At 36.0% G+C, this 23,091-nt stretch carries 23 protein-coding genes; 13 read left to right on the plus strand and 10 right to left on the minus strand.

Annotation, left to right across the window (positions count from 1 at the left end; genetic code table 11):
• The first annotated feature begins 17 nt into the window (after positions 1 to 17).
• Positions 18 to 383 carry a metal-dependent transcriptional regulator gene (locus CD30_RS06465; RefSeq protein ID WP_052126073.1) on the plus strand — a complete coding sequence of 122 codons (366 nt, stop codon included), beginning with the start codon at positions 18 to 20 and terminating at the stop codon, positions 381 to 383.
• A 187-nt stretch (positions 384 to 570) separates the two neighbouring features.
• Entirely contained in the window at positions 571 to 1,182 is a 612-nt protein-coding gene (locus CD30_RS06470; RefSeq protein WP_036174139.1) for an NUDIX hydrolase, read from the plus strand.
• Between the two features lie 418 nt (positions 1,183 to 1,600).
• Here the strand turns inward: CD30_RS06470 and CD30_RS20305 are convergent, their stop codons facing one another.
• Positions 1,601 to 1,777: a hypothetical protein gene (locus CD30_RS20305; protein WP_170215810.1), complete on the minus strand. Its 177-nt coding sequence runs from the start codon at positions 1,775 to 1,777 to the stop codon at positions 1,601 to 1,603.
• Positions 1,778 to 1,924: 147 nt separating this feature from the next.
• Between CD30_RS20305 and CD30_RS06475 the strand changes: the two genes are divergently transcribed.
• Positions 1,925 to 2,743 (plus strand): ion transporter, encoded by an 819-nt coding sequence (locus tag CD30_RS06475; RefSeq protein ID WP_052126074.1) that lies wholly within the window; start codon positions 1,925 to 1,927, stop codon positions 2,741 to 2,743.
• Between the two features lie 132 nt (positions 2,744 to 2,875).
• On the opposite strand, the gene CD30_RS06480 is transcribed toward CD30_RS06475, so the two are convergent.
• Positions 2,876 to 3,733: a dimethylarginine dimethylaminohydrolase family protein gene (locus tag CD30_RS06480; protein ID WP_036174142.1), complete on the minus strand. Its 858-nt coding sequence runs from the start codon at positions 3,731 to 3,733 to the stop codon at positions 2,876 to 2,878.
• Between the two features lie 180 nt (positions 3,734 to 3,913).
• On the opposite strand from CD30_RS06480, the gene CD30_RS06485 reads away from it, so the two are divergent.
• Positions 3,914 to 4,639 carry a 3-ketoacyl-ACP reductase gene (locus tag CD30_RS06485; protein WP_036174145.1) on the plus strand — a complete coding sequence of 242 codons (726 nt, stop codon included), beginning with the start codon at positions 3,914 to 3,916 and terminating at the stop codon, positions 4,637 to 4,639.
• 78 nt (positions 4,640 to 4,717) lie between these two features.
• Here CD30_RS06485 and CD30_RS06490 read toward each other — a convergent pair whose 3' ends face one another.
• Both CD30_RS06490 and exaC read right to left on the minus strand, forming a co-directional pair.
• Positions 4,718 to 5,047, minus strand: coding sequence for a DUF779 domain-containing protein (locus CD30_RS06490; protein WP_036174147.1), 330 nt, complete (start codon positions 5,045 to 5,047; stop codon positions 4,718 to 4,720).
• A 1-nt stretch (position 5,048) separates the two neighbouring features.
• Positions 5,049 to 6,569, minus strand: coding sequence for an acetaldehyde dehydrogenase ExaC (gene exaC, locus CD30_RS06495; protein ID WP_036174150.1), 1,521 nt, complete (start codon positions 6,567 to 6,569; stop codon positions 5,049 to 5,051).
• A gap of 629 nt (positions 6,570 to 7,198) precedes the next feature.
• Here exaC and CD30_RS06500 point away from each other — a divergent pair.
• Together CD30_RS06500 and CD30_RS06505 are read left to right on the plus strand one after the other, a co-directional pair.
• A complete protein-coding gene (locus CD30_RS06500; protein WP_036174153.1) occupies positions 7,199 to 7,693 on the plus strand; it encodes a hypothetical protein in 495 nt (164 codons plus the stop codon).
• Between the two features lie 304 nt (positions 7,694 to 7,997).
• Entirely contained in the window at positions 7,998 to 8,189 is a 192-nt protein-coding gene (locus CD30_RS06505; protein WP_036174157.1) for a hypothetical protein, read from the plus strand.
• Between the two features lie 98 nt (positions 8,190 to 8,287).
• Here CD30_RS06505 and CD30_RS06510 read toward each other — a convergent pair whose 3' ends face one another.
• Complete coding sequence (locus tag CD30_RS06510; protein ID WP_036174160.1) at positions 8,288 to 9,193, minus strand: LysR family transcriptional regulator; 906 nt, start codon at positions 9,191 to 9,193, stop codon at positions 8,288 to 8,290.
• A gap of 213 nt (positions 9,194 to 9,406) precedes the next feature.
• Between CD30_RS06510 and CD30_RS06515 the strand changes: the two genes are divergently transcribed.
• The 7 genes from CD30_RS06515 to CD30_RS06545 all read left to right on the plus strand — a co-directional run bounded on the left by CD30_RS06515 (position 9,407) and on the right by CD30_RS06545 (position 17,289).
• Entirely contained in the window at positions 9,407 to 10,189 is a 783-nt protein-coding gene (locus CD30_RS06515) for an ABC transporter ATP-binding protein (protein ID WP_036174164.1), read from the plus strand.
• 41 nt (positions 10,190 to 10,230) lie between these two features.
• A complete protein-coding gene (locus CD30_RS06520) occupies positions 10,231 to 11,100 on the plus strand; it encodes an ABC transporter permease (protein ID WP_170933642.1) in 870 nt (289 codons plus the stop codon).
• Positions 11,101 to 11,142: 42 nt separating this feature from the next.
• Complete coding sequence (locus CD30_RS06525; RefSeq protein WP_036174168.1) at positions 11,143 to 12,213, plus strand: ABC transporter substrate-binding protein; 1,071 nt, start codon at positions 11,143 to 11,145, stop codon at positions 12,211 to 12,213.
• 60 nt (positions 12,214 to 12,273) lie between these two features.
• Positions 12,274 to 12,915, plus strand: a complete 642-nt coding sequence (locus CD30_RS06530) for a cysteine hydrolase family protein (RefSeq protein WP_036174171.1) — start codon at positions 12,274 to 12,276, stop codon at positions 12,913 to 12,915.
• 84 nt (positions 12,916 to 12,999) lie between these two features.
• On the plus strand, positions 13,000 to 14,484 hold the full coding sequence (locus CD30_RS06535; protein ID WP_052126075.1) for an MFS transporter: 1,485 nt from the start codon (positions 13,000 to 13,002) through the stop codon (positions 14,482 to 14,484).
• Between the two features lie 308 nt (positions 14,485 to 14,792).
• Entirely contained in the window at positions 14,793 to 16,073 is a 1,281-nt protein-coding gene (locus tag CD30_RS06540; protein ID WP_036174173.1) for an AAA family ATPase, read from the plus strand.
• 295 nt (positions 16,074 to 16,368) lie between these two features.
• Positions 16,369 to 17,289, plus strand: a complete 921-nt coding sequence (locus tag CD30_RS06545) for a putative periplasmic lipoprotein (RefSeq protein ID WP_036174176.1) — start codon at positions 16,369 to 16,371, stop codon at positions 17,287 to 17,289.
• 357 nt (positions 17,290 to 17,646) lie between these two features.
• On the opposite strand, the gene CD30_RS06555 is transcribed toward CD30_RS06545, so the two are convergent.
• From CD30_RS06555 to CD30_RS06575, 5 genes are all read right to left on the minus strand, one after another.
• Positions 17,647 to 18,597 carry a hypothetical protein gene (locus CD30_RS06555; RefSeq protein ID WP_036174183.1) on the minus strand — a complete coding sequence of 317 codons (951 nt, stop codon included), beginning with the start codon at positions 18,595 to 18,597 and terminating at the stop codon, positions 17,647 to 17,649.
• A 258-nt stretch (positions 18,598 to 18,855) separates the two neighbouring features.
• Positions 18,856 to 19,986 carry a GerAB/ArcD/ProY family transporter gene (locus CD30_RS06560; protein WP_036174184.1) on the minus strand — a complete coding sequence of 377 codons (1,131 nt, stop codon included), beginning with the start codon at positions 19,984 to 19,986 and terminating at the stop codon, positions 18,856 to 18,858.
• A gap of 22 nt (positions 19,987 to 20,008) precedes the next feature.
• Positions 20,009 to 20,230, minus strand: a complete 222-nt coding sequence (locus tag CD30_RS06565; protein ID WP_036174187.1) for a hypothetical protein — start codon at positions 20,228 to 20,230, stop codon at positions 20,009 to 20,011.
• A gap of 4 nt (positions 20,231 to 20,234) precedes the next feature.
• Positions 20,235 to 21,443, minus strand: a complete 1,209-nt coding sequence (locus CD30_RS06570; protein WP_036174189.1) for a Ger(x)C family spore germination protein — start codon at positions 21,441 to 21,443, stop codon at positions 20,235 to 20,237.
• Positions 21,444 to 21,454: 11 nt separating this feature from the next.
• On the minus strand, positions 21,455 to 23,062 hold the full coding sequence (locus tag CD30_RS06575) for a spore germination protein (RefSeq protein WP_036174191.1): 1,608 nt from the start codon (positions 23,060 to 23,062) through the stop codon (positions 21,455 to 21,457).
• Positions 23,063 to 23,091 lie beyond the last annotated feature (29 nt).

Here is a 23,091-nt window from a genome sequence, read left to right on the forward strand (position 1 = left end):
AATAGGGAGTGAAAAGTTTGGTTTCAGCTAATAGAGAGAAACACCTTTGGGAGATATATACCAATTTAAACGAAGAAGGGTACACGAGAGTATCGCAATTAGCAAAATCATTACAAGTTTCAGTTCCCTCTGCCTCTAAAATGGCGAAAAAATTAAATGAAGAGAACCTAATACAATTTCAACGATACGGCATCATTACTTTGACTGAAAAGGGAAATGAAATAAGCAAGGGACTTATTCGGAGGCATAAAATATTAGTGCATCTTTTCGAAGTAATAGGTATCGAGCAGGAAAAAATCGAAAATGAAGTAAAAAATGTAGAAACCTATATTAGTAGTGAAGTGATTGAGAAGCTAGAGCGTTTTTTGATGAATTATCACTAGTTTTTTAAAGGTCTTGCAGTAAGATAAGCTGCGGGACCTTTTTTGTTGTGTTGATGCAAAGAAATGGCGACATTTTGCCTTCAAGTAACTGTTCATTATCATTTTTCATTTTTTTGTGGGAAAATAATTAAAGGATGATTGTAAATAAAGCGCGACTAAAACGAAGTCCAAAGGGAAGGGGGATTTTATGGTTATTGATAAAATACGAGAGAGATTTAATCAAAATCAGCCACTTTTTATAGGGGAGGATACGGCATTTCAATCTGCAGTGCTTATTCCGCTAGTGCAGGTTGATGGAGTGTGGCACGTCCTATTTGAAGTGCGCTCATTGAAAATGCGAAAACAGCCTGGAGATATCAGTTTTCCTGGCGGCAAAATAGATCCAACAGACAAATCTCCTTTGGAAGCAGCAGTACGGGAGACAGTCGAAGAGCTAGGAATTAAATTTGAATCAATCAACGTCATTAGTGAGTTAAGTCCACTTGTCACAAGTCCGAAGTTTGTTGTATATCCCTTTGTTGCAATACTGGACGTGAAGCAAATTCAGATCAATGAACATGAAGTGGAAGAAGTGTTTACGATTCCTTTAGATTGGCTGTTGGAATACGAGCCTTATATGCATTATGCATCGGTTGAAGTAAAACCATCAACTGATTTTCCGTTTCATAAAATTATGAATGGTGAACAATATGAGTGGAGAACACGCTCCATGGAGGAATGGTTTTTTGACTATGAAGACTACACGATTTGGGGGCTAACGGCAAGGATTTTAAAATACTTTGTGGAGAGATTGAAATAATGGAGTAGCCTTAAGGAAAATGGATTTGACTAAAGTGATGAAAGGTGTGCAAAATCAGATTTTGCACACTTTTTTATTAGGCATGAGGCGATATGAATAGAAGTTTTTTTATAATTTTGTAGTGGGGCTATTATTGTTCCGGGATTGTCTATTATATGCTTCATTCTGTCTATTATCCTGGAACTTCTGTCTATAATGGATTGGCACTGCGACAGATGTCTATTAAGTGTATTGGCTTGTCTATTATCCAGTGAGGTCTGTCCATTAACTTGCCGCAAAATGCAATGTGTATATTATCGGACTGTTTTGTCTATTATCCAATGAGGGTTGTCTATTATCGTCCAAAATCCGGTCTATAATCCACCAAACGCAGTTTATAATTTTCTGGCGTCCGTTTGCTATTAGAAATGTAAACATTTTATTTTCTTGCCTTCCTCCAAATCAAACAAGCGATTAATAAAATTACTCCAACTATTCCACCAATCATTTGGTCTAAAAATAGTTCACCTGTTCGAACGTAACGAAGAATAAAAGTGCCTCCAAAAATAATAATGATAATGAGCGAAAGTCGAATTAAAAATGAGTTGACGGCCATACTTATACCTCTTTTCGTGTAAATATTTTTTGATTATATAAAAATCAGTGGCTTCTTTTTGAGCCCTTTTAATATTAAACTAGTATTAACTTCTATTAGAGTAACATAAGCGGTGAAAATAACTGAAGTTTAAGAGAGGAAAAATGTATGAAATTAAAAGGTATTGTTGAACATCGATTATTCTCTACTGGAATTATGTTGCTCATTCTTGTAAATGCAATTTGCATCGGCTTAGAAACGTATCCGGAACTACATAGTACATATCAAGATTTGTTCATCATTGTGGATCGCGTTATACTAACACTATTTTGTATTGAAATTGCACTAAAATTGGTCGCTTATAAAGGTAATTATTTTAAAAGTGGTTGGAACGTAATGGATTTTTCTATCGTCGTCCTAAGCTTACTTTTTATTAATACGAGCTTTGTGAGCGTCTTACGAATTATTCGAGTGTTAAGGATTTTAAGAACTATTTCAGTTTTCCCTTCATTAAGACGGCTAGTAAACGCACTGTTCATGTCTATACCTGCATTGGGCAGTACTTTTTTATTAATGGTGATTGTATTTTATATTTATGCCATTATCGGTACAACGTTTTTTGCAGAGGTTACACCGGAATACTTTGGAAGTCTGGAATTGGCATTATTAGCATTATTTCAAGTATTTACATTAGAATCATGGGCAAGTGCAATATTCAGACCAATTTTTCTAGAGTTTGGTTGGTCTTGGATATATTTTAGTTCCTTTATAATTATTAGTGCGTTTATCGTCGCAAATATCTTCTTTGGAGAAATCGTTAATAATGCACAGAAAATATCTCAGGAGATGGAAGTAGATAATAAAGAACTTGTGAATGAATTAGAAGGGATCCAAGAAGAATTAGCCAATGTTCGAGAGTCTAATAAGCAGTTACAAGAAAAAATGAACCAGCTGATGAACGCCCTACTGCAGAAGCAAAAAGGTTAGTTTATGTTCCATTTAATGAAGCATGATTCTATATATAAGGATTCCTTTAAAAATAACAACACCCTTTTCTTCAAAATTAGTTTGATAGATAAGGGTGTCTTTTTTAGTACTTATTATGCTTCTGCCGAAAATTTACTCTTCCCTCAAAAGAGGTAGGGTACAGCAACGGAATGACCCGCCAGATTTTATGATTTCGGTAATATCAACTTCAATTACCTCAAAGCCTTTATTGCTAAGTTGTTTATTTACCTTTTCATTCACTGGTAGACTAATCACTCTTTTGTTGCCAATGCTCAAGACATTTGTACCTAATTGAAACTGTTCCTCTTCAGATACTTCGATTAAATCATAGCGTGAGGCAAAAAGATCAATGTCTTTTTCTGTTAAGGCTTTTGGATAGATGAGTGCAACGTCAGGGGAAACTACATTAAATACACAATCCAAATGTAAGAACTTTTCTTTGAATGGTACAGTTATGACATTAAATTGATTTAAGAGTCGTTGTAATTGATCCGCTGCTTTTTGATTTGTCCGATCGCTTAGTCCAACATATATAGTATCTCTGTCTATAATTACATCTCCACCTTCAATTTTCTCCTCAACTAAATTGAAATAGGAGATTTCTTCATCCTCTAGCCATTGTTTTAAAACGTTTTCCTCACCTTGACGTAGATTGTTTGCCATTTTCGCAACAAAGATTGTTTGTCCTAGAGTAAAACCGATATCACGAGTGAAGACCTGTTCGGGATATTTTTTATGATAGGGTAGTAAAATAACCTCGATATTATACTTTTTTAGTGTCTTCACCAATTCCTCATGTTGTTTGAGTGCGCGTTCGATATGAATCCCTTCATTTTTAAAGTGCCTCTGTGTTTCGTTAATTATTTCTCGGATATTCATATACTGAGGCTGGCAAAGGATTACTCGTTTTAATGTATCGTATTCACTCTTACAAAAAGTCTTCAAGTTTGTTTCTGTATGTTCTTTCATCTTAGCCATCCTTTTTTAAAACTATGTTTTCCGAAACAATCAGTATTATTACAATTTAAGCTTAAGAAATTTCAGTGCATGATATAAAAGATGTTCACAAAAATCGAATTCATACCAAATCTATCCACTAGATAGTATAATGGGAGCGAAAATAAATACAGCGAAAAAGGAGTCGTTAAAATGGCACAATCAATAAATGGAAAAGTAGCATATATCACTGGTGCAGCAAAAGGAATTGGTAAAGCGATTGCAATTCATTTAGCAAAAGAAGGTGTAAATGTAGGCTTACTTGCAAGAACAGAATCCACATTAAAAGAAGTAGCGGCTGAAGTTGAAGGCTTAGGTGTAAAAGTTGCTTATGCTGTGGCGGATGTTACATCGAAAGAGGAAGTTGAAACAGCTGTTTCCAAATTAACGAAAGACTTAGGTACTGCTGATATTTTAATTAACAATGCAGGTACTGCAAAATTTGATACGGTTTTAAATATGGATCCAGAAGAGTGGAAAAAAATCATTGATGTCAACTTGATGGGTACTTATTATGTAACGCGTGCCGTATTACCTCAACTAATCGAAAAAAATGGTGGGGACATCATTAATATTTCATCAACAAGCGGATTAGGTGGAGCTGCAACATCAAGTGCATATAGTGCATCAAAATTTGGTGTTATTGGTTTCACTGAGTCATTAGCACAAGAGGTTCGACGCAATAATATTCGCGTGTCAGCATTAACGCCTAGTACTGTAGGAACAGATTTATCCCTTGAGTTAAACTTAATTAAAGAAAACGATGAATCTAAAATTATGCAACCAGATGACATTGCTGAGTTTATTGTGGATCAACTAAAATTAAATCCAAGAGTTTATGTGAAAACAGCAAGCTTAATTGCGACGAATCCATTCTAATTAGCTGAAATTATAAGTTGAGAAATATAGTTAACCCCCTTCGCTCTGTTGGTAGCAAAGGGGGTTATTTACGTAAAACTACATTTCTAATTTTTTAGCTTGGATAATAAAGGACTTATTCATGCTGCTTTCGAGTGAAAAGGAGTTGCCTAATCCATCAACGACATCAATGATAATTTGCAGATGCTGCCAATAAGAAAAGTTTGAGGTGTGCATATAATAAGGCACGTCCAATATCATTCCTATTTGCTCGTCACGGCTACCGAGATAAAAGTCACCAGCTGTCATGCAAATAGGGGAAGTCCCATCACAGCAGCCTTCTGAGTGAATAAACACAAGCTCTCCGTGCTGCTTTTGTAATTGTTTGATTAGCTCTTTAGCAGCAGCTGTTGCAACAACTTTCTCCATATTAGAAGAAGCCCATTGATCCTTTATTGTAGCCTACTAAAATACATTTTGTTTGTTGATAGTGGCTAAGCATCATTAAGTGGTTTTCACGACCGATACCCGATTGTTTGTAACCACCGAATGCAGCATGTGCTGGGTATTGGTGATATGTGTTAGTCCAAACGCGACCAGCTTGGATTGCACGACCAGCGCGGTATGCGATTTCGCCATTACGAGACCATACACCAGCACCTAAGCCGTATAATGTGTCGTTAGCGATTGAAATTGCTTCGTCGAAATCTTTGAATGTTGTCACTGAAAGTACTGGACCAAAGATTTCTTCTTGGAAGATACGCATGTTGTTTGTGCCTTTGAATACAGTTGGAGCTACGTAGTATCCTTCAGCTAATTCGCCTTCTAATTTGTTTTGGTAACCGCCGATTAAAAGTTCAGCACCTTCTTCTTTACCGATTTCGATATAAGAAAGAATTTTATCTAATTGTTGTTTAGAAGCTTGAGCACCCATCATTGTGTCTGTATCTAATGGATTACCAATTTTAATCGCTTTAATGCGTTCCATTACTTTTTCCATGAATTTATCATAGATTGATTCATGAACTAATGCGCGTGAAGGGCATGTACAAATTTCACCTGAGTTAAGAGCGAATAATACGAAGCCTTCAATTGCTTTATCTAAATACTCATCATCTGCATCCATTACGTCTGGGAAGAAAATGTTTGGTGATTTACCACCAAGCTCTAATGTTACAGGAATAATATTTTCAGTTGCATATTGCATAATTGAGCGACCTACTGCTGTTGAACCAGTGAAGGCGATTTTTGCAATACGTGGGTTTGTTGCAAGTGGTTTCCCAACTTCTAAACCTGTACCTTGAACGATGTTTAATACACCTTTTGGTAATAAATCTTGGATTAGCTCGATTAATACACACATAGAAGCCGGTGTTTGCTCAGCTGGCTTCATCACGATACAGTTACCTGCAACAAGTGCTGGAGCGATTTTCCATGCAGCCATAAGTAGTGGGAAGTTCCAAGGAATAATTTGTCCAACTACACCTAGTGGCTCGTGGAAATGATATGCTACTGTATCACCATCGATTTCACTAATACCGCCCTCTTGAGCGCGAATAACACCTGCGAAATAACGGAAGTGATCAACTACTAAAGGAATATCTGCATTTAATGTTTCACGCACTGCTTTACCATTGTCCCAAGTTTCAGCAACAGCAATCATTTCAAGATTTTCTTCAATGCGATCCGCAATTTTATTTAAAATTTGTGAGCGGTAAGCAACAGTTGTTTTACCCCAAGCATCTTTTGCTGCATGTGCTGCATCAAGTGCTAATTCAACGTCTTCTGCTGTTGAACGAGGAACTGTTGTAAATACTTTACCTGTCACTGGAGAAATTACTTCTAAATATTGACCTTTTACTGGTGCAACCCATTCTCCGCCAATGAAGTTTTGATATTGATCTTTAAATTGAACTAAAGAACCTTCTGTATTTGGATTTGCATAAATCATAATTCCTGCCCCCATAAATTAAAAAATATATTTATTATTAGAGATTGTCATAATTTCGACATATTTCTCTTTGAATCTATCATACTCCTTTTTAAAAAATAATGCAAACGTTTACAACTTGGGGATTTTTTCTTGATAATATTTAAAGTTGAAGGGGGGATACATTTTAACAAAAATTCAATGATAGGAAAACTCGATGAAAAATAAAAAAACCCGGAAATAAATTCCGGGCGATTCTCACTTACTTTTCATCCTCCATGACACTTCAACCTCCGCTTTTTGCTTGGATCTTAAGATTTACCCTAAGAAAACCTTGCTCTAGCTATTCAGTTGACGGACCTTTTGAGTTAACGATCATTCGCACTCATCGGGTTGACCCTCCTTGTCACTTGGATTAGAAGTGAAATCTTTAATAGTATAGATCGTTCTGTTATTTTCATACCCGTAATTTTAAATAAAATTAGATTTTTTACATGAAGTCTTGGGCAAATTAAAATAACGCTTTAACGGGAATTAGAAATACACAAATAGGAAGATAATTTTTAAGCAATTGTCCCTAATGTCTAAGTTATCGGTAAAAATTCACATATACTAAGCTGAAGTTAATACATGATAGGTGGTGAATAAAATTGGTGTATTATCCGCCAGATAATTCAAGAAGACCAGACTCGCCTATGTATCCACAAAGAACGGGACCAAGATCTGCCAATCTAATGCGTAGACAGGATGCGGAGTATTTTTACCCTAATGAAATGCAAATGGGCAGTAATTCAAGAGGGAATCCACGATTTCGCCCTGAAGCAATTAGAAGAGAGGATGCGGCCTACTTTTATCCGAATGAAATGATGAGAGGGCAGGGAGCACCGAATTACTATCCGAATCAAATGAGAAGACAAGGAGCGCCTGAATATTATCCGACTGAGATGAGAGGTCAAGGAACTCCTGACTATTATCCAAATCAAATGCAAGGGCAACAACCTCCTCCAAATCAACAACGGAGACCCTCTCGTTTTGAAAGATTGCCGGATCATTTTAATACATTAGTAGGTCATATGGGAACAATCAACAACGGGATACAAATGATGAGGCAGTTTGGTTCCATTTTAAATATTTTTAGAAGATAGTTTAAAGGGCAGTTTGTACAAAAGAACTACAAAGTTACAAGGAGTTTCCTTTCGTCATTTAGTTAGTGATTTCAGGAAAAATTCTTACCCATCTCATCGGAGTCTTAACTCATGGATGGGTTATTTTTAGTTAAGAGTTTTGTTTGTAGTTGTTTTTTCGAAACGTCGCGAAACTAAAATTGACATCCCTTCGCTCTATGATACTATTGAGTTAATTAGCGCTTAGCATCTAAAACTCGTTATTATTATAATCACACAGTAATAAGCTTAGCTCTATTAAAAACTTATAAGGAGCAATGAGAAAATGTCTTATTATGTTAAATGTAGTGGTTGTTGTGAAAGATATGAGCTTGCTGAAGGTAGCCTTCAATATAAGTTATATAAAGAAAGACGTACAAAATTTTTTAGATGCGAAAAATGTAATAATAATGTTCGATTAAATGCGATTAAATACCTTTTTGGTGCTGGTAATACGAACTTTATTGATAACCAATAATTATTCATATGAGCTGAAAAATGCTCGTATAAATAAAAGTTTTTTTATATTTCTGCCAGTAACGGATAACGCATTTTACTATTTATTATAAATTGTCTTTAATAATCCATTTTCATGTATTCTAAAAATAATTTCGTTGTCGTTGACATATAGCGATCTTTTAGCCACATTAGAACCGATTCTGTATAGAAATTGGTATCCGAAAATTTAATTACTCTTAAATTTTCTCCCAAAAAGCCACTAACAATGGATTGGGGGAGGATGGTAGCGCCTATGCCCGCTTTTACTAATGATAAAACTGTGTTTACATCATTACTTTCTGCTGTAACATCTGGATAAAACCCTTCTTTTAAACAAGCCTCTAAAAACCTCTCGTAAATCCCATTGCCAGAATCTCTTTTTAAAAGAATTAATGGTAAATCTTTTATTTCTTTAAAAGAAAGTTCCTTCTTTTTGTTTATCGTATCCTTCCAGAGCTCAGGGACGACACATACAAATTGTTGTGTTTCAAGATGGATGTATGAAAATTCATCATTTTTTACAGGTAGATTTAACACTGCTAAATCAATTTCCTTTGCTTCCATACGTTCTCTCAATTGATTTCCATCGACAATGGCGATTTTTAATTTTACTTTTGGATAATCCTTTTTAAATTCTTTGATTTTATTAAAGAGAATGGAAGAATCAAAAATAGAAGAGTAAAAAACTGAAACGGCAATGACTAAGTCTCCTTGAGGGTCCTTACCGATTCCCTTCATTTCATTCACCATTTCTTCAAATAAGTTGACGATTTTAACAGAGTGCTGATAAAGTGCTTTTCCTTCATCCGTAAGCTCCAATTTCCGACCATGTCTTTCAAATAAATTAACGCCAAGGGTTTTCTCCATACTTTTAATTTGTTGACTCAAAGGAGGTTGTGAAATATGTAATTTCTTAGCAGCTCTAGACATGTTCTGATTTTCATCCACTACAATTTTAAAATGCTTTAAGTGTTTTATATCCATTATAAGCCACCTCTAAATGTTATATTTTATAACACAAAATCACTGTATACTTCTATTTTATATGATAATATCTCTTTTCTTATAACAAATTCAAATAATGATTATTAAATTTCGGTATTTTTAAAACGATTTTTTGTATGATAGTATGGTTTTAATCATTTTTTAACAATTTTTATGTTAGAAAAGTTAACGTGATAGAGAGGGAGTGGTTAAATGGGTGGTTACAAACTGGAAGTCCTTAACGGTAACAAAATATTCAAAAAAAGTGGAAAAGAGTTTATTGCATTACAAGACACCACAATCCAAATTGAAGAAGGGAAATTCATCAGTATTATCGGACCAAGTGGATGCGGTAAATCGACTCTATTTAACATGATAGCTGGGTTAATGAAGCCGACTAGTGGAGAAATTCTCTTAGATGGCAAAAGTATTGTTGGAGAAAACGGACACGTTGGCTACATGTTACAAAAGGATTTATTACTCCCTTGGCGAACGATTCTTGAAAATGTCATTTTAGGCTTAGAGATAAAGGGGACACCTAAAAAGGAAGCCCACGCGAAAGCCTTGCCTTTACTGCATAGATACGGACTGAAAGGTTTTGAGAATCATCTTCCAAATGAATTATCGGGAGGAATGCGACAAAGGGCTGCCTTGTTAAGGACTATTTTATATGATTCTGAAATTATTTTACTAGACGAGCCCTTTGGAGCGCTTGATGCACAAACAAGATTAACAATGCAAAACTGGTTGTTGCAAATTTGGGAAGATTTCAAGAAGACGGTATTGTTCGTCACCCATGATATAGATGAAGCGATTTATTTATCAGATGAAATCTATGTGTTATCTCCAAGACCAGGGCGCCTAAAAGCAAGAGTAAGTGTGAATATGGCAAGACCAAGAAATGATCAATCCTTACTCTCGGAAGATTTCATTCGTTTAAAACAGCAGCTTTTAGAAATGTTGAAAGAAGATCAAATTGAGGAAGCTTCGAGTTAACTAAGAATTGAAAATTAATCATAGAGGAGGAGGTTAATTCTATGAAAGAAAAAATGGGAGTAGTCATAGAGTCAATCATCTTAGAACCAAAATTCACAAAGGAAGAAAGTTCGAAAGTGATTATTGAAGATGAAGAATTAGAGCTTAAAAAGATAAAAAGGAAGACGCTCATTGGTCAAGTCACCTTGGGTATATTGATTGTCGCATTGTGGGAAATCCTTACTAGAATAGGGGTCATGGATTCCTATTATTGGAGTAGCCCTCAAATTATTCTACAGACATCATGGGTTGCCATCACAGAAGGTACTCTATTAACCGATATGGCATTTACTTCTGGAGCGACAATATTAGGATTTATTCTAGGTACAGTGACAGGCGCTATTTTAGGACTATCCTTTTGGTGGTCAAAGCTTTACTCAAGTATATCAGAACCCTACCTTGTCGCTTTTAATTCCATTCCAAAATTAGCCCTTGCACCCGTTATTGTAATTTTATTAGGCATTGGTTTTTCCTCAAAAGTAATACTAGCATTCTTAATGGTCGTAATAGTCACAGCATTAGCAGCACATAGTGGCGTGAAGGCTGTAGATCCGGATCTTGAAAAGATGCTATTTTCCCTCGGAGCAAAAAGACATCAAGTATTTACAAAAGTAGTTATTCCATCATCTATGCCTTGGATTATTAGTAGCTTAAAAATTAACATTGCCCTTGCCCTTGCTGGGACAATAGTAGGTGAGTTTATCGCTTCACGCCAAGGGGTAGGACGCATGATTTCCTATGCCGGACAAATTATGGATATTGATCTTGTTTGGGTTGGGGTAGTGGTTTTATCTCTCCTATCAATAGTTATGTATTTAGCAACGGTATATCTCGAAAAGCTGCTTTTAAAAGGTGCTAGCAGGAAAATATAAAAAAGTAAAAAATGTAGATTACACTTTTGGAGGATAAATTATATGAAAAAAAACTTAATGTCCATCTTAATAATTTGTTTGGTTTTCATACTAGCAGCATGTGGTGGTTCAACACAATCAACAGGGTCAACTGGATCTACAGGTACTACTAATGGTGAGACAAGTGGTGGAGAAACTAGTAGTGAGGAAACAAAAAAACTGGTCATTGCAGAACCGGTTCATAATGTAGGTTACTTACCGATCTACGCAGCCATTCACGAAGGCTATTTTGCTGAGGAAGGTTTAGAAGTTGAGATTATAACAACAACAGGTGGTGGGCATGTTACGACTGTTGTTAGTGGAGAAGTTTGGGGAAATATTGGTGGACCAGAATCAAACCAAATGGCTAACAATGGAAGTCCAGATCCTATTGTATCTGTTGTCAATGTTGCGAATAGAGCAAATGTATACTTAATGGCACAAACTGGTTTGGAAGTTCCAGACCCTTCAGATGAAGAAGCGTTTGCAGAATTTTTAAAAGGGAAAACCATTTCTGCACACCGTTACGGGGGGAGTTTAAATGTTCTGACTCGTTGGTTACTGTTAGAACTTGGCTTAGATCCTGAAAAAGATGTCGTACTTGAAGAGCTAGCTGACCCAGCTGCTGCTATTTCCTTAGTCGAATCTGGAAAAGCCCAAATTGCCAATGGAGCTGAACCACAAATTAAAGATGGACTTGCAAAAGGGGTTTGGGGTGAGCCTTTCTATAAGTTTACGGATTTAGGTGATTATCCGTACTCAGTAATTAGCGTAAGGAAATCAACTATAGATGAGGATCCGGAAACGGTTCAAAAATTTGTTAATGCTGTCATAAAAGGCTTGAAAGCTATCAATGAAGATCGTGCCTTAGCAGAGGAAATTTTCATGAAAGAATTCCCTACGTCTGATGAAACGAGTATGAAAGCGGCTCTTGATCGTGCTTTTGAAGACGAACTATGGAGTAAAGACGGATTTATTACAGAAGAAAGCTTAGCGTTAACGATGGAAGTTGTTGAGAAAACTGGTATTTATACAGATGGGTATAGTTATGACGAATTGATCGATATGCAATTTGTTGAAAGCTCTGATGAATAGTTTTGGGATGAATTAGTTTTTCAATAATAAAAAATAATAATTTGAAGGGCAGTGGTATTTATGTCGTTAAAAACAAATGTTTCTCCTGAAAGTACGGCGCTAATTGTGGTGGATGTTCAAAATGATTTTTGCTCAAGGGATGGAAATTTAGGAAAACAAGGCGCAGATCTTACGATGGTTAATGAAATGATGCCTAATTTAATCGAATTAATAGCCAATGCCAAAATGAATAAAGTACCGGTCATTTACATTCAAACATTCCACGAGGCGGCGACGGATTCTGCAAGTTGGAAGTCTCGTAGAATAAGTAGTGATGCAGAACCGAATATTTGTAGGCCGAATACATGGGGAGCTGAATTTTATGAAGTAGCTCCAGATGTAGATGATATTATCGTCAATAAGCATCGTTATAGCGCTTTTCTGAATACGAGGCTAGATTCAGTATTACGCACATTGAAAGTAGAAACGCTTATTATGACAGGTGTTGCGACGAATGTTTGCGTGGAATCCACTGCCCGAGATGGTTTTATGAGAGATTACAATATTGTATTTCTTGAAGATTGCACAGCATCCTACTCTCGCGAAGCTCACGAGATGACATTAAAAAATATGAGTGGCTTCTTTGGTGAAGTGACCAATTCAAAAGAACTTGCAAACGAATGGGAAGGTATCAAATCTGTTCCAATCGAATTAGAAATTTAGAGGATCATTATAATTTATTTCACCCCATTAATCATCTAAATTAATGGGGTTTTTATATCAATTTAGCTAAGGAGACTTTAACGTATGAAAAAGGAGATTACAGAAACTACGATATCTTTTCAAAGGAGTATTAAAAGTCATTCTATTCCTCCACTATTAATTCTAATCTCCGTTCTTCCTGGTTCTTTTTTATCTCATTTTTCAGCAGGATTAGTAAATGTTGCATTACCGGATCTTTCGATTGTTTTTCAAGTGTCATTAAGCTTTTCCCAATGGGTTGTCACAGGCTATTTACTTGCCGTTATGCTGTTTTTGCCGATTATGGGAAAGGTAGCAGATATGATTGGGAAAAAGAAGATTCATTATGCAGGGTATGTGGTATTTGGAGTGGGAGTCATTTTATCTGCGGTATCACCAACTCTTTATTTCTTATTAGTTGCAAGAGTCCTACAAGGTATAGGTGCTGCAATGCTACAGGCGGTGAACATGGCCATCATTACGGAGAATTACCCAAAAGAAAAAAGAGGAAAGGCATTAGGGCTGATTGGAGCGTCAGTTGGAGTAGGTGGATTGTTGGGACCTCCAGCAGGTGGAATCTTAATACATTGGTTTTCCTGGGATGTTCTATTCTGGATACAAATACCTTTAGTTTTACTAGCCTTTGTATTATCGATTTATTTTGTTCCAAATGATGTGGGTACGAAAAAAAATTCCTTCGATGTCGTAGGTGCATTTCTATTTGGTGTCGGCATCATCTCTATCGTTTACGTACTAAATCAAATTGGAGAAGGAATTACCGATTCTACCTATTTACTAATTGGTGCCATTGGTATTATTAGTTTAATCCTATTTTCTTTCTGGGTGAAAAAATTCCCGGAACCATTTATTAATATGACTATGTTTTCACATCCTTTCATTCGTACAGGATTAATCATCATCGTGTTTAGCTTTATGGCAACGTTTTCTACGATGGTTGTCATTCCTTTTTACCTAAGAGGTGTTCTGGAGCTATCGTCTACTTTAACGGGAGTATTGTTAATGAGCTATCCTTTGCTGCTAGCTTTGATTGGTCCAATTAGTGGTGCATTATCAGACAAAATAGGTTCATTTAAAGTGGTCATCATTGGAATGGTTTTAATGATTTTCTCATTAATTGGGCTAGGAACTTTATCGACAACATCATCGCTATTTACGGTCTCGGTTTTTCTTTGTTTACTTGGTGTTTCTATGGGAATTTTGACATCGCCTAATTATAATCTCGTGATGAGTCACTTACCTTTATCTGAAACTGGAAGTATGGGTGGAAATATCGCGTTGTTTCGAAATTTAGGAATGACTTTAGGGACAGCCCTCGGTGTAACCTTTATGAACTTTTTCGCAAACGGTTCCATTACGAAATGGATGACTTCTACGAATAAAGAAAATACTGACCTAGTCATGATTGGCTTTCATAGTCTTTTTCTTCTGTTAGCATGTTTCATTAGCTTAATGATGGCGAGGCTTATTTGGATAGCCTATAAGTATCAAGAAGCTAGTATTGCAAGTGAAGAGATGGAAGGGGTAAAGTAGGTTAACTATACTAATGGGGAATTGGAGCTTTCGAAATATGGTGGACTTTATTTACTAAACGTTATGAATGATGTGAAAATAAAATCAGGACAAAACTTGAAAACGCTAATTCGTATGATTTATAGTAACATTTGAAGGGAACAAATCTTCACCCCGCAGAATTCTGTGGGGTTTTAATTATTAGTAATCTTTTATTTTATCTAATACATAACATGAAATTTTTAGGTAAATTTACCACTACTATAATAGAACATTTTTAAAGTAATATGAGAGTAATAAATTATTTCGCTAAAGAGAAAGGGTTTTAAATGTATAACGACGTGAATTATATTGTAAAGCACCATGAAACTGATCCGAATGCAAAATCCAATTATTTTGAGTATGGTTTTGTCATTCATCGCATAAAAGAAAAACTTGTTCAGAAGTTTGGCTTTGAATTTAAAATGTACGCAGATGATGAAACAACAAATGAAATCTGGGAAGTATTAGAAGAGGATCTTGAAAGTAATCAAAGTGAAGTAACATTGGTTTCCTATATTTATGATGGGATAGAGACTGCAACTATTTCGTCCAATCATACTCAAGAAAAGCTAGAGCTAATAATTAAAAATAGAATTGAAAATGCTCTTTATTACTATCCAAAATTTCAAGTAGCGTTATCAAAAACACCTGTATTCCTAAGTCATAGTGATTTAACCCATGATTTTATATTAGCAAAAGATGATAACTGTATGGTTGCATTTTTAGAATATGTTTTAGAACGAAAAAGGGAATATATTAAAAATCATGTCACTGTATTTACTGATACAGAAGATGGTGTTGATAATACAAAAGAAAAGATTACAAGTTTAGTATCGAGAGATGAAGTGTTTTTAGAAGAAGGTTTGAAAAAAGAAATCTATCGCTCAATCGATGAATTTTTCTCGAAAAGTGGGAGCTTTTTTAAAACATATAATATCCCATATAAAAGAGGAATTTTATTATATGGAAATCCTGGTAATGGAAAAACAACCCTTGTTAAATCCATTGCCAATAGCATTTCAGCGCCGGTAGCTTACTGGCAAATTACAGAATTTACTTCTAGCTACTCAATTCATGAAGTATTTTCAACAGTAGCAAAAATGGCGCCGATGGTTTTGGTCATTGAGGATATTGACTCGATGCCAGAAGAGGTACGTTCCGTATTTTTAAACACATTAGATGGCGCAACTTCAAAAGAAGGCGTGTTTCTAATAGGCACTACCAATTACCCTGAAAAAATTGACCCCGCATTAATAAATCGCTCGGGTCGTTTTGATAGAGCTTATGAAATAAAACTTCCAACTGAGGAGTTACGTAAACAATATTTATTGAAAAAAGATATTCACCAGTTCATTTCATTTGAGGATGTAGAAAAAATCGTTAAGGAAACTAAGGGATTTTCCTTTGCTCAGCTAAATGAACTGTATACTTCTATCGCGCTACAATGGCACTATGACCGTGTTGTAGATATAGATGCATTATGTAAGCAGCTTCAATTGGATAACAAAAGTAATAAAAATCGTACATGGAATTCAGAATCAGAATCTAAACATGTAGGATTTCGATAAGAGTGGCAAAATAGATTAATGATAAACCTTCATCGTATTTAACCGTGCGATGAAGGTTTTTTCATTTCACCTAATCCCTATTAAATAATCGTCGTTTGGTGAATTCCTAAGGGAGAGCTTGATGGGAATCGAATCAGAAAATGAATATAGATAGCTCATTACCTAAAACAAAAATTACCAAAGCTATTCACATCTAAATCGTATTATAATCAAGAAGTTATTATGCAGTATTGAGTTCGGGAGAATTTTATATAACCTCTGTAACTAATACATAAATCAACGAGAGGAAGTCATCATGAAAAAACTATTAGGGTTTTTATTTGTCATATCAGTGCTAGCTGCGTGTAACCATGCAGAAGAAAGCACGGATGAGAAGGTAGTTGAGGGAGCGCAGCAAGAAGTAAAGCAAGAAACACAGGTAGAATCAATTGCTTATGAAGCATATTTACAAACGAATGAATTAGATATTTACGGATATTTAACGGTGGCAATCATCGTAAAAAATAATAGCAATGAAGAGATACAAGTAAAACAAGAAGATTTTACTTTATATGATACACAAGATCCAAATGCTGAATTTTCCCTAGGGGAGACAGCTTTTCCAACAGAAATTACTTTAGCTCCTCAGGAAGAAAACGTTATTTTTGGTTATTATAATGTATCCTTTGCAAAACCGGATATATTTGCGATAAATATCGAGGAAGTAAGGCTCAAATATTTAGGCAATCAAGAAGTAACGGAAGAAACCGTTGCATTACAGCTAAATTTCCCTAGTCAATATGAAGAACAAATCATGGCGATGATGTATCCGGAATATGAGGAAATTGTTGGTCCCGAATCGCAGTTTGGTTTAGTAATTTCCTTATACGGTCCAATTGATAAAGAAGATGGCTATATAAGAGTGGAAAATACATCAAGTACTGAAATTTATTTTGATTCAAATAAAATCTATCTTTACGACGATGTAGCTCGCTATGGTACGGACCAAACGATGTTTGACTCTGAATTTGATGAAACGATGTATGTAAAACCGGGAGAAATTATCGATTATCATGAACGTTTTATCTTTGATAATTACCTATTGCAGGATCGCTCTGAAATTGCTGAAAACATAAAAGGGGTCCTTTATGCTCCTGAGAATGGTTCGGAAGTATACGGATTCTTCAACCCTGAAGCTGAGCGGCCTGAAGATTTTGGAGAATACTATTACGAATAAATTTATTAAGAGAGGTGGTATGCCTCTCTTTTTTTCGTGCTACAAAATACTGTTCCACTCTTATACGAGGTGGCACCAATGCTTATAAGTGAAAAATAAATCCGGGAGAAAGGACACATAGGAGTCCAATGTACCTGAACGGAAAAAATCCAGAGGAAAGGTACTGTAAAATGGCTCCAATGTTCCCGAGTGAAAAAGTTCCTAAGAAGAAAGGCCATAGGAGTATTCAATGTTCCCAAGCGAAAAATGCTCCTGAAAAGAAAGGGAAAATAGCAATGCCAAGCATACTGGTTAACGAAACTTCACGATACAAAATCCGTCCACAATCTCACAAATCACTACTAACCTAATCAACCCTTAAAACTCTCGAATAAACTTCGGATTTAATAAAGAAACAGTCGAACGATCCTGAACTTCTCCTTCGAATTCAATACTGAATGTTTCCTCAACTTGAAGAGGGAGATCAATATGAACTTCGTTATTTGTAGGAGATAATGAAAAATGTCCAATCACTTCGCCATCCGCTATCACATTAATCTTAAATGTGGTTTGGTTTGTAGTACCGTTTAACTCTTCATTTATTGGCCTATATGATACAGTCGTTTGGAAACGATTGATATCCTGCGGAGCGCTAAAGAGAAATCCATCAAATTGAAATTCTGTCGAGAAAGTTGAAAACTGACCAATCTCGTCTCTATCTTCTCCGAATGCTACCCATAAAACGTTTTTTGCATCTTGAGCCCTGCCGCTTTCTTCTTTTTCACGTTCAGAATATGTATAGTAATCAAAGGAATGTTCATGTTCATTTTGAATATTCACTAGCTTAAATTCAGTTTGCACAAGTTGTCCATTTGAAAACGTCTCTCCTTCTTCCAAGAAAAGACCCATTAAGCCCATCGAAATGGAAAAAAGAATACGTAGAACGAGAATACCGGAATTAGCAAAAAGGTAACCTCGAATCCATTTCTTTTTGATGAACATCCCACTCGCTATGTAAATAATTATCAACCCAATGAAAATGAGAATTTGCGCTAAATGGTTCTCTCCTAAAATGTTGAAAAACAAATCAAATGTAGAAGGGAATACGAGTATTTTAATGAGGATAAAATCATAAATCGGACGAACTAAACTATAAAAACCAAGACCTAGGACAATCATGACGCCTAGTAAGACGCTTAAAATGGCGATACCAATGGCCAGTTTTCCTAGTATTGATATTCCACCAGATACGCCTTTACCTACATCATCTACATCAATGAGTACGCCTCCTCTAGAACGCCAATTACCAAAAAATATCTTATTAGGCATATTTCCTCTCCTTTCTAAGATGTCGAAAATTATCTTAACATATTTCAAATAGAGTAGAAAATAAGCCGGAAGTAATGAGCACTTTTACATGGAAAATGATATAGAACTAAAGAAGTCGAGTTATTTGTTAAATGGTGGTTGGATGATGTGATTATTGTATTTGGTTAGGGGATAAAGTGCATTTGAAAATAAATAAGAGTGATATTAACCGTGGGGAGAAGAATCTCAATCCCACGGTTTTTTCAGGGGCAACTATATTTAAGAAGTGTTAGAGGAATTGGCGGTAGCTTTTTTAGATTTGATCGCTTTTTTCATTTTATCAACAATCAACGTAATAAGAGGGAGGACAAAGCCCATGATTGCTGTATAACTGATCCAATAACTAGAATCCCAATGAATCATATACTCGATATTGGGATATACGACCGTCGCATAAAGAGCTGCCAAAACACCCATAGGAATAACTAAAAAACGATAGGTCTTCACCTCTAATACTTGTGCAAACCCGACAGCACAAGCATAAAAATAGATCGCTGTTTTAAAAAATATAGTTATAACCCATATTCCACCTATGATGGACTCGATTCGTTCGATAATATCAAATATACTGACGGTTTTAGCAAGGACGTAACTCGGGTACAACTGTCTAGCTGTTGTTGAAGGTCCTAAAACTAAAATGCAAAGAATAATAATAATCGTTACTGCTCCCGTACCGATAATAGTACCAGTAATGAAGTTCCATTTTGCATGGTCTGGTCGATTGATATGCTTTGGATAAATCATTAAAAACAATACTAATGGAAACCCTGCAGTTGCAACAAAGTTTAGAGCTGCTTTGAGATGATTCATAGCACTTGCTTCATATAAAGGGGTTAGATGTTCGTGTTTAAACTCGGGCATTAAAAAAATTATTAAAGTAAGAAGTAATAATATTACCCAGATGATTAATTGTTCTCCGGTTCTTGCTAACACCTCAAGCCCAGCTCTTACAACAAAAATGACCAATAGTGCTAACAAAATATGCATAATTTCAATGGGAGTATTCGGCAGCATTTGAGTAGTAGTGAAAAAACCGAAGTAAGAAAGCAGTGTAGCAGTGCCGATAAATGAAAAAAATACATACAAAATCCCCATAATCTTTCCAAGTATTTTACCGTATACATCTTCCAGGTATTGTATGTAGTTTTTGTCCCCCATCGCTCTACCGCACACAATGAAGAAATAAGCTAATCCTGTACAAATAGCCATGCCGATTAAAGCTGACAACCAAGCGTCTTGTTCAGATTCGGCGGTCATACTAGAAGGAATAACAAGGAAGGTTGTTCCCGCTGTAAAAAGAATAGTGAGCACAGAAAGTTCAAATGGACTTAGCTTTACTTTTTCCTCCACTGTATGACCTCCTTTTAATCTGTTATGAGAACATTTGGTTTATTGGATCCATGGCAAATCCTATTAAATCTAACGGATTTGGAACAGGAATATTATTTACTTGTAGAATCGCAATGACAGCGCCGAATACTGAGAGTATAGAAAATATGACAATCTCTTTCTTCATCCCTGATTTTGTGAGTTGTGGAATCTGAAATAGGGCAATAACGGTAAAAATTAATAGTACCCCAAGGCTTTTTAGCATCTTTTTACTCCTCTATTTCATTGTGGATAGGATTTGTAATTGTTCCTACTCGTCTAATTTTTATATCAACGCTAACTTTTACCTTTATATCTGGGAACATTTCCGTCCAATTGTCTTTAATTTCTTCCCATACATTAGGGGCTTTTTTGTTAATTTGTTCTCCGAATCCAAAGATATCGGACTCATAATATTTTTGGGCTTTATTCACAGCCTTTGTAATGACACCTTCTATATCTTCATTTGTTTTTTCTTCAAGCTCATAAAAGACATTGTCAGTCATCAAATCGAGTTTTGTATTTACCTCCGCTATATTGGCTTCTCCGGTTAACTTCACTTCAATGGAAATAGGTTCATTACCTTGAACGTGAGGGATAATTTCAGCTGTTGAGTGTAAAAGCTCTATGCCCACTTGATCACCTTCAAAATCAAAATCAACAATTGTGTTTTGGACATTGCCTTTTATATAGTTCAATCCTTTACTTTCATCTTCAGTTAACCAGCCTACTAGCTTGTTTTTTCGGAAAGCGGCCATGCCGTCAAAATCAAGTACTGAACTTGGGGAAATTGTCTGAACATTGGTTAGAGTTCTTCCACCACCACCAATAATTTTAACAGCAGTTAAGGTCGGCTCTACTCCTTCGTTTACAATGTCATCCATTAGCTCATTTAATTTCACCTTATTTGTAGCTGCCCATGCTTCAGTTGATGATTCCAATGACTCGAATAATTTATTAGCTGGAATCTTTTCGATGCTAGTGAGAAGATTTAAAACATCCTCGGCCTTACTATCCTTTGAAACAATGATGTAAAAGTTCGTTCGCATTTCAGGATCTCGTGATAAGAAGTCTAAAACGCTATAAATACCTTCCTCTGCAATATCCTCGCCGATCACAATGAGACGAATGTGTGCTAAATAGATTCTGCGCGGTACTTGCTGTGTAAGCTTACGTAGTGCCTCGAAAATAATATCGCCTGAAGTGGTGTAGGTTGTAACAGGTGTATCATAAACACTGCCACCACCACCCGATGATGAGGATGCGATTTCGGAAGGGTTAAGTATTTGTGCGGAAACAGTGTATCCCTTATCCTCACTTTTATCGATTCCGAGGGCTACCGCAATAGCTAAATCATTCACTTCTCGTCGATCCCAGCAGCCGGTCAAAATTATCATTAAAACAATGGAAACTGGAATTATGAAAATTAACTTTTTCATAGAAGTATCACTCATTTCCTATTCTGTCTTTTCGGCTTAGACGTAGGATTCGTTTGCTCCCGGATAATATTATCTTGGTTGATTAATCGAGGTCTAGAAAACATAGACCATAATGGTAATCGGAAAAATACATCTTTTTGATCTTGCAAAATAAATGGTGCCACGGGTGCTGTATATGGAATACCGAATGATCTAAGGGTGCTTAAATGGATACAGAGGGCGATGATTCCAAATAAAACCCCAATAAACCCGAAAGCAGCAGCTAAAAACATCATGCCAAATCGTATTAAGCGAATAGAAGTGGCTAAATTGATTGATGGGAAGCAAAAGTTGGCAATAGCAGTAAGTGCAACAACAATAACCAACGCATTCGAAACAATGCCCGCTTGAACTGCTGCCTGACCCAATACGAGTGCGCCCACAATACTAATTGCCTGTCCAACTGCTCTTGGCATTCGAACGCCAGCTTCTCTCAAAATTTCAAATGTAAGTTCCATGATTAATGCTTCGAAAAAAGCGGGAAAAGGAACACCTTCCCGTTGAGCAGCGATACTAATTAACAATGTGGTCGGCAACATCTCTTGATGATATGTTAAGATCGCAATATAGAAAGATGGGGCAAGTAGTGCGATAAAAAAACAGAGAAAACGTAATAAACGCAAAAAAGTCGCAATGTCAGCCCTCTGGTAGTAATCCTCACTCGCTTGAAAAAACTCAATAATTAAACTTGGAACAACTAAAACAAAAGGAGAGCCGTCGACCAAAATAGCTACACGACCTTCCAATAATTTTCCTGCTACTGTATCTGGTCTTTCCGTACTGAAAACAGTAGGGAAGGGGGTGTAGGTTTCATCTTGTATCAGCTCTTCGATATATCCTGTTTCTAATATGGCATCTATATTAATTTTATCAAGTCGCTCATGTACTTCTTTGATAACATCTTCATTTGCAATACCTTTAATATATGCCACCACTACTTTTGTTTTAGTGACTCTGCCAATCTCTTTAGATTCTAGCCAAAAATTTGAACTTCTAATTCTCCGCCTTAATAAAGATGTGTTTGTGCTAAGGGTTTCTGTAAATCCATCACGAGGTCCTTTGATTAAAGTGGCGGATTGAGGCTCCTCCACGCCACGTTTCTCAGGCCCAGAGATCCTGACTGAAAGCGCCTGTGATTCATTATCAATCAATAATGCAGCATGACCGGAAAGGACATTTGTAATTAACGTATTAACATCGTTTATTTGTTCCACTTCACCAACAGTAACAGCGTTTTTTCTTATAGCTGTTACAATGTTTGTATTATCGGAGGGATGAATATCGTTCGGTCGCATCTTATTAATCAAAGAGTCCATTAAATCTTGAAGTGCAGCAGTGTTTATCATCCCATCTGTAAAAAGTACCCCAACTTTAACATCATTTAACGGTCCAATTTGGATAATCCGTATAACAAGATCGGCACTGTTTCCTAACGCTTGTTTAACTTTTGCGATATTGTGATCTAAGGAAGAGTCCAGCTTTTCAGGAACTTCCTGCTGTGATGTTTGACTAGCTGGTTCATTATTGGATGTTTTTCTAAAGAGATTTTTTAATGTACGAAAAGCAAGCCTTCCCGGCATTGAAATCACCTTCTTCCGTAATTTAGTAT

Origin of the sequence: Ureibacillus massiliensis 4400831 = CIP 108448 = CCUG 49529 (assembly GCF_000772965.1) — a bacterium.
GTDB lineage: Bacteria > Bacillota > Bacilli > Bacillales_A > Planococcaceae > Ureibacillus > Ureibacillus massiliensis.

What these genes read in the sequence shown, in the direction of transcription:
- CD30_RS06470 (WP_036174139.1), top strand. Translation starts at nt 571, where the DNA reads ATGGTTATTGATAAAATACGAGAGAGATTTAATCAAAATCAGCCACTT.
- CD30_RS20305 (WP_170215810.1), bottom strand. Translation starts at nt 1,777, where the DNA reads ATGGCCGTCAACTCATTTTTAATTCGACTTTCGCTCATTATCATTATT.
- CD30_RS06475 (WP_052126074.1), top strand. Translation starts at nt 1,925, where the DNA reads ATGAAATTAAAAGGTATTGTTGAACATCGATTATTCTCTACTGGAATT.
- CD30_RS06480 (WP_036174142.1), bottom strand. Translation starts at nt 3,733, where the DNA reads ATGAAAGAACATACAGAAACAAACTTGAAGACTTTTTGTAAGAGTGAA.
- CD30_RS06485 (WP_036174145.1), top strand. Translation starts at nt 3,914, where the DNA reads ATGGCACAATCAATAAATGGAAAAGTAGCATATATCACTGGTGCAGCA.
- CD30_RS06490 (WP_036174147.1), bottom strand. Translation starts at nt 5,047, where the DNA reads ATGGAGAAAGTTGTTGCAACAGCTGCTGCTAAAGAGCTAATCAAACAA.
- exaC (WP_036174150.1), bottom strand. Translation starts at nt 6,569, where the DNA reads ATGATTTATGCAAATCCAAATACAGAAGGTTCTTTAGTTCAATTTAAA.
- CD30_RS06505 (WP_036174157.1), top strand. Translation starts at nt 7,998, where the DNA reads ATGTCTTATTATGTTAAATGTAGTGGTTGTTGTGAAAGATATGAGCTT.
- CD30_RS06510 (WP_036174160.1), bottom strand. Translation starts at nt 9,193, where the DNA reads ATGGATATAAAACACTTAAAGCATTTTAAAATTGTAGTGGATGAAAAT.
- CD30_RS06515 (WP_036174164.1), top strand. Translation starts at nt 9,407, where the DNA reads ATGGGTGGTTACAAACTGGAAGTCCTTAACGGTAACAAAATATTCAAA.
- CD30_RS06520 (WP_170933642.1), top strand. Translation starts at nt 10,231, where the DNA reads ATGAAAGAAAAAATGGGAGTAGTCATAGAGTCAATCATCTTAGAACCA.
- CD30_RS06525 (WP_036174168.1), top strand. Translation starts at nt 11,143, where the DNA reads ATGAAAAAAAACTTAATGTCCATCTTAATAATTTGTTTGGTTTTCATA.
- CD30_RS06530 (WP_036174171.1), top strand. Translation starts at nt 12,274, where the DNA reads ATGTCGTTAAAAACAAATGTTTCTCCTGAAAGTACGGCGCTAATTGTG.
- CD30_RS06535 (WP_052126075.1), top strand. Translation starts at nt 13,000, where the DNA reads ATGAAAAAGGAGATTACAGAAACTACGATATCTTTTCAAAGGAGTATT.
- CD30_RS06540 (WP_036174173.1), top strand. Translation starts at nt 14,793, where the DNA reads ATGTATAACGACGTGAATTATATTGTAAAGCACCATGAAACTGATCCG.
- CD30_RS06545 (WP_036174176.1), top strand. Translation starts at nt 16,369, where the DNA reads ATGAAAAAACTATTAGGGTTTTTATTTGTCATATCAGTGCTAGCTGCG.
- CD30_RS06555 (WP_036174183.1), bottom strand. Translation starts at nt 18,597, where the DNA reads ATGCCTAATAAGATATTTTTTGGTAATTGGCGTTCTAGAGGAGGCGTA.
- CD30_RS06565 (WP_036174187.1), bottom strand. Translation starts at nt 20,230, where the DNA reads ATGCTAAAAAGCCTTGGGGTACTATTAATTTTTACCGTTATTGCCCTA.
- CD30_RS06570 (WP_036174189.1), bottom strand. Translation starts at nt 21,443, where the DNA reads ATGAAAAAGTTAATTTTCATAATTCCAGTTTCCATTGTTTTAATGATA.
- CD30_RS06575 (WP_036174191.1), bottom strand. Translation starts at nt 23,062, where the DNA reads ATGCCGGGAAGGCTTGCTTTTCGTACATTAAAAAATCTCTTTAGAAAA.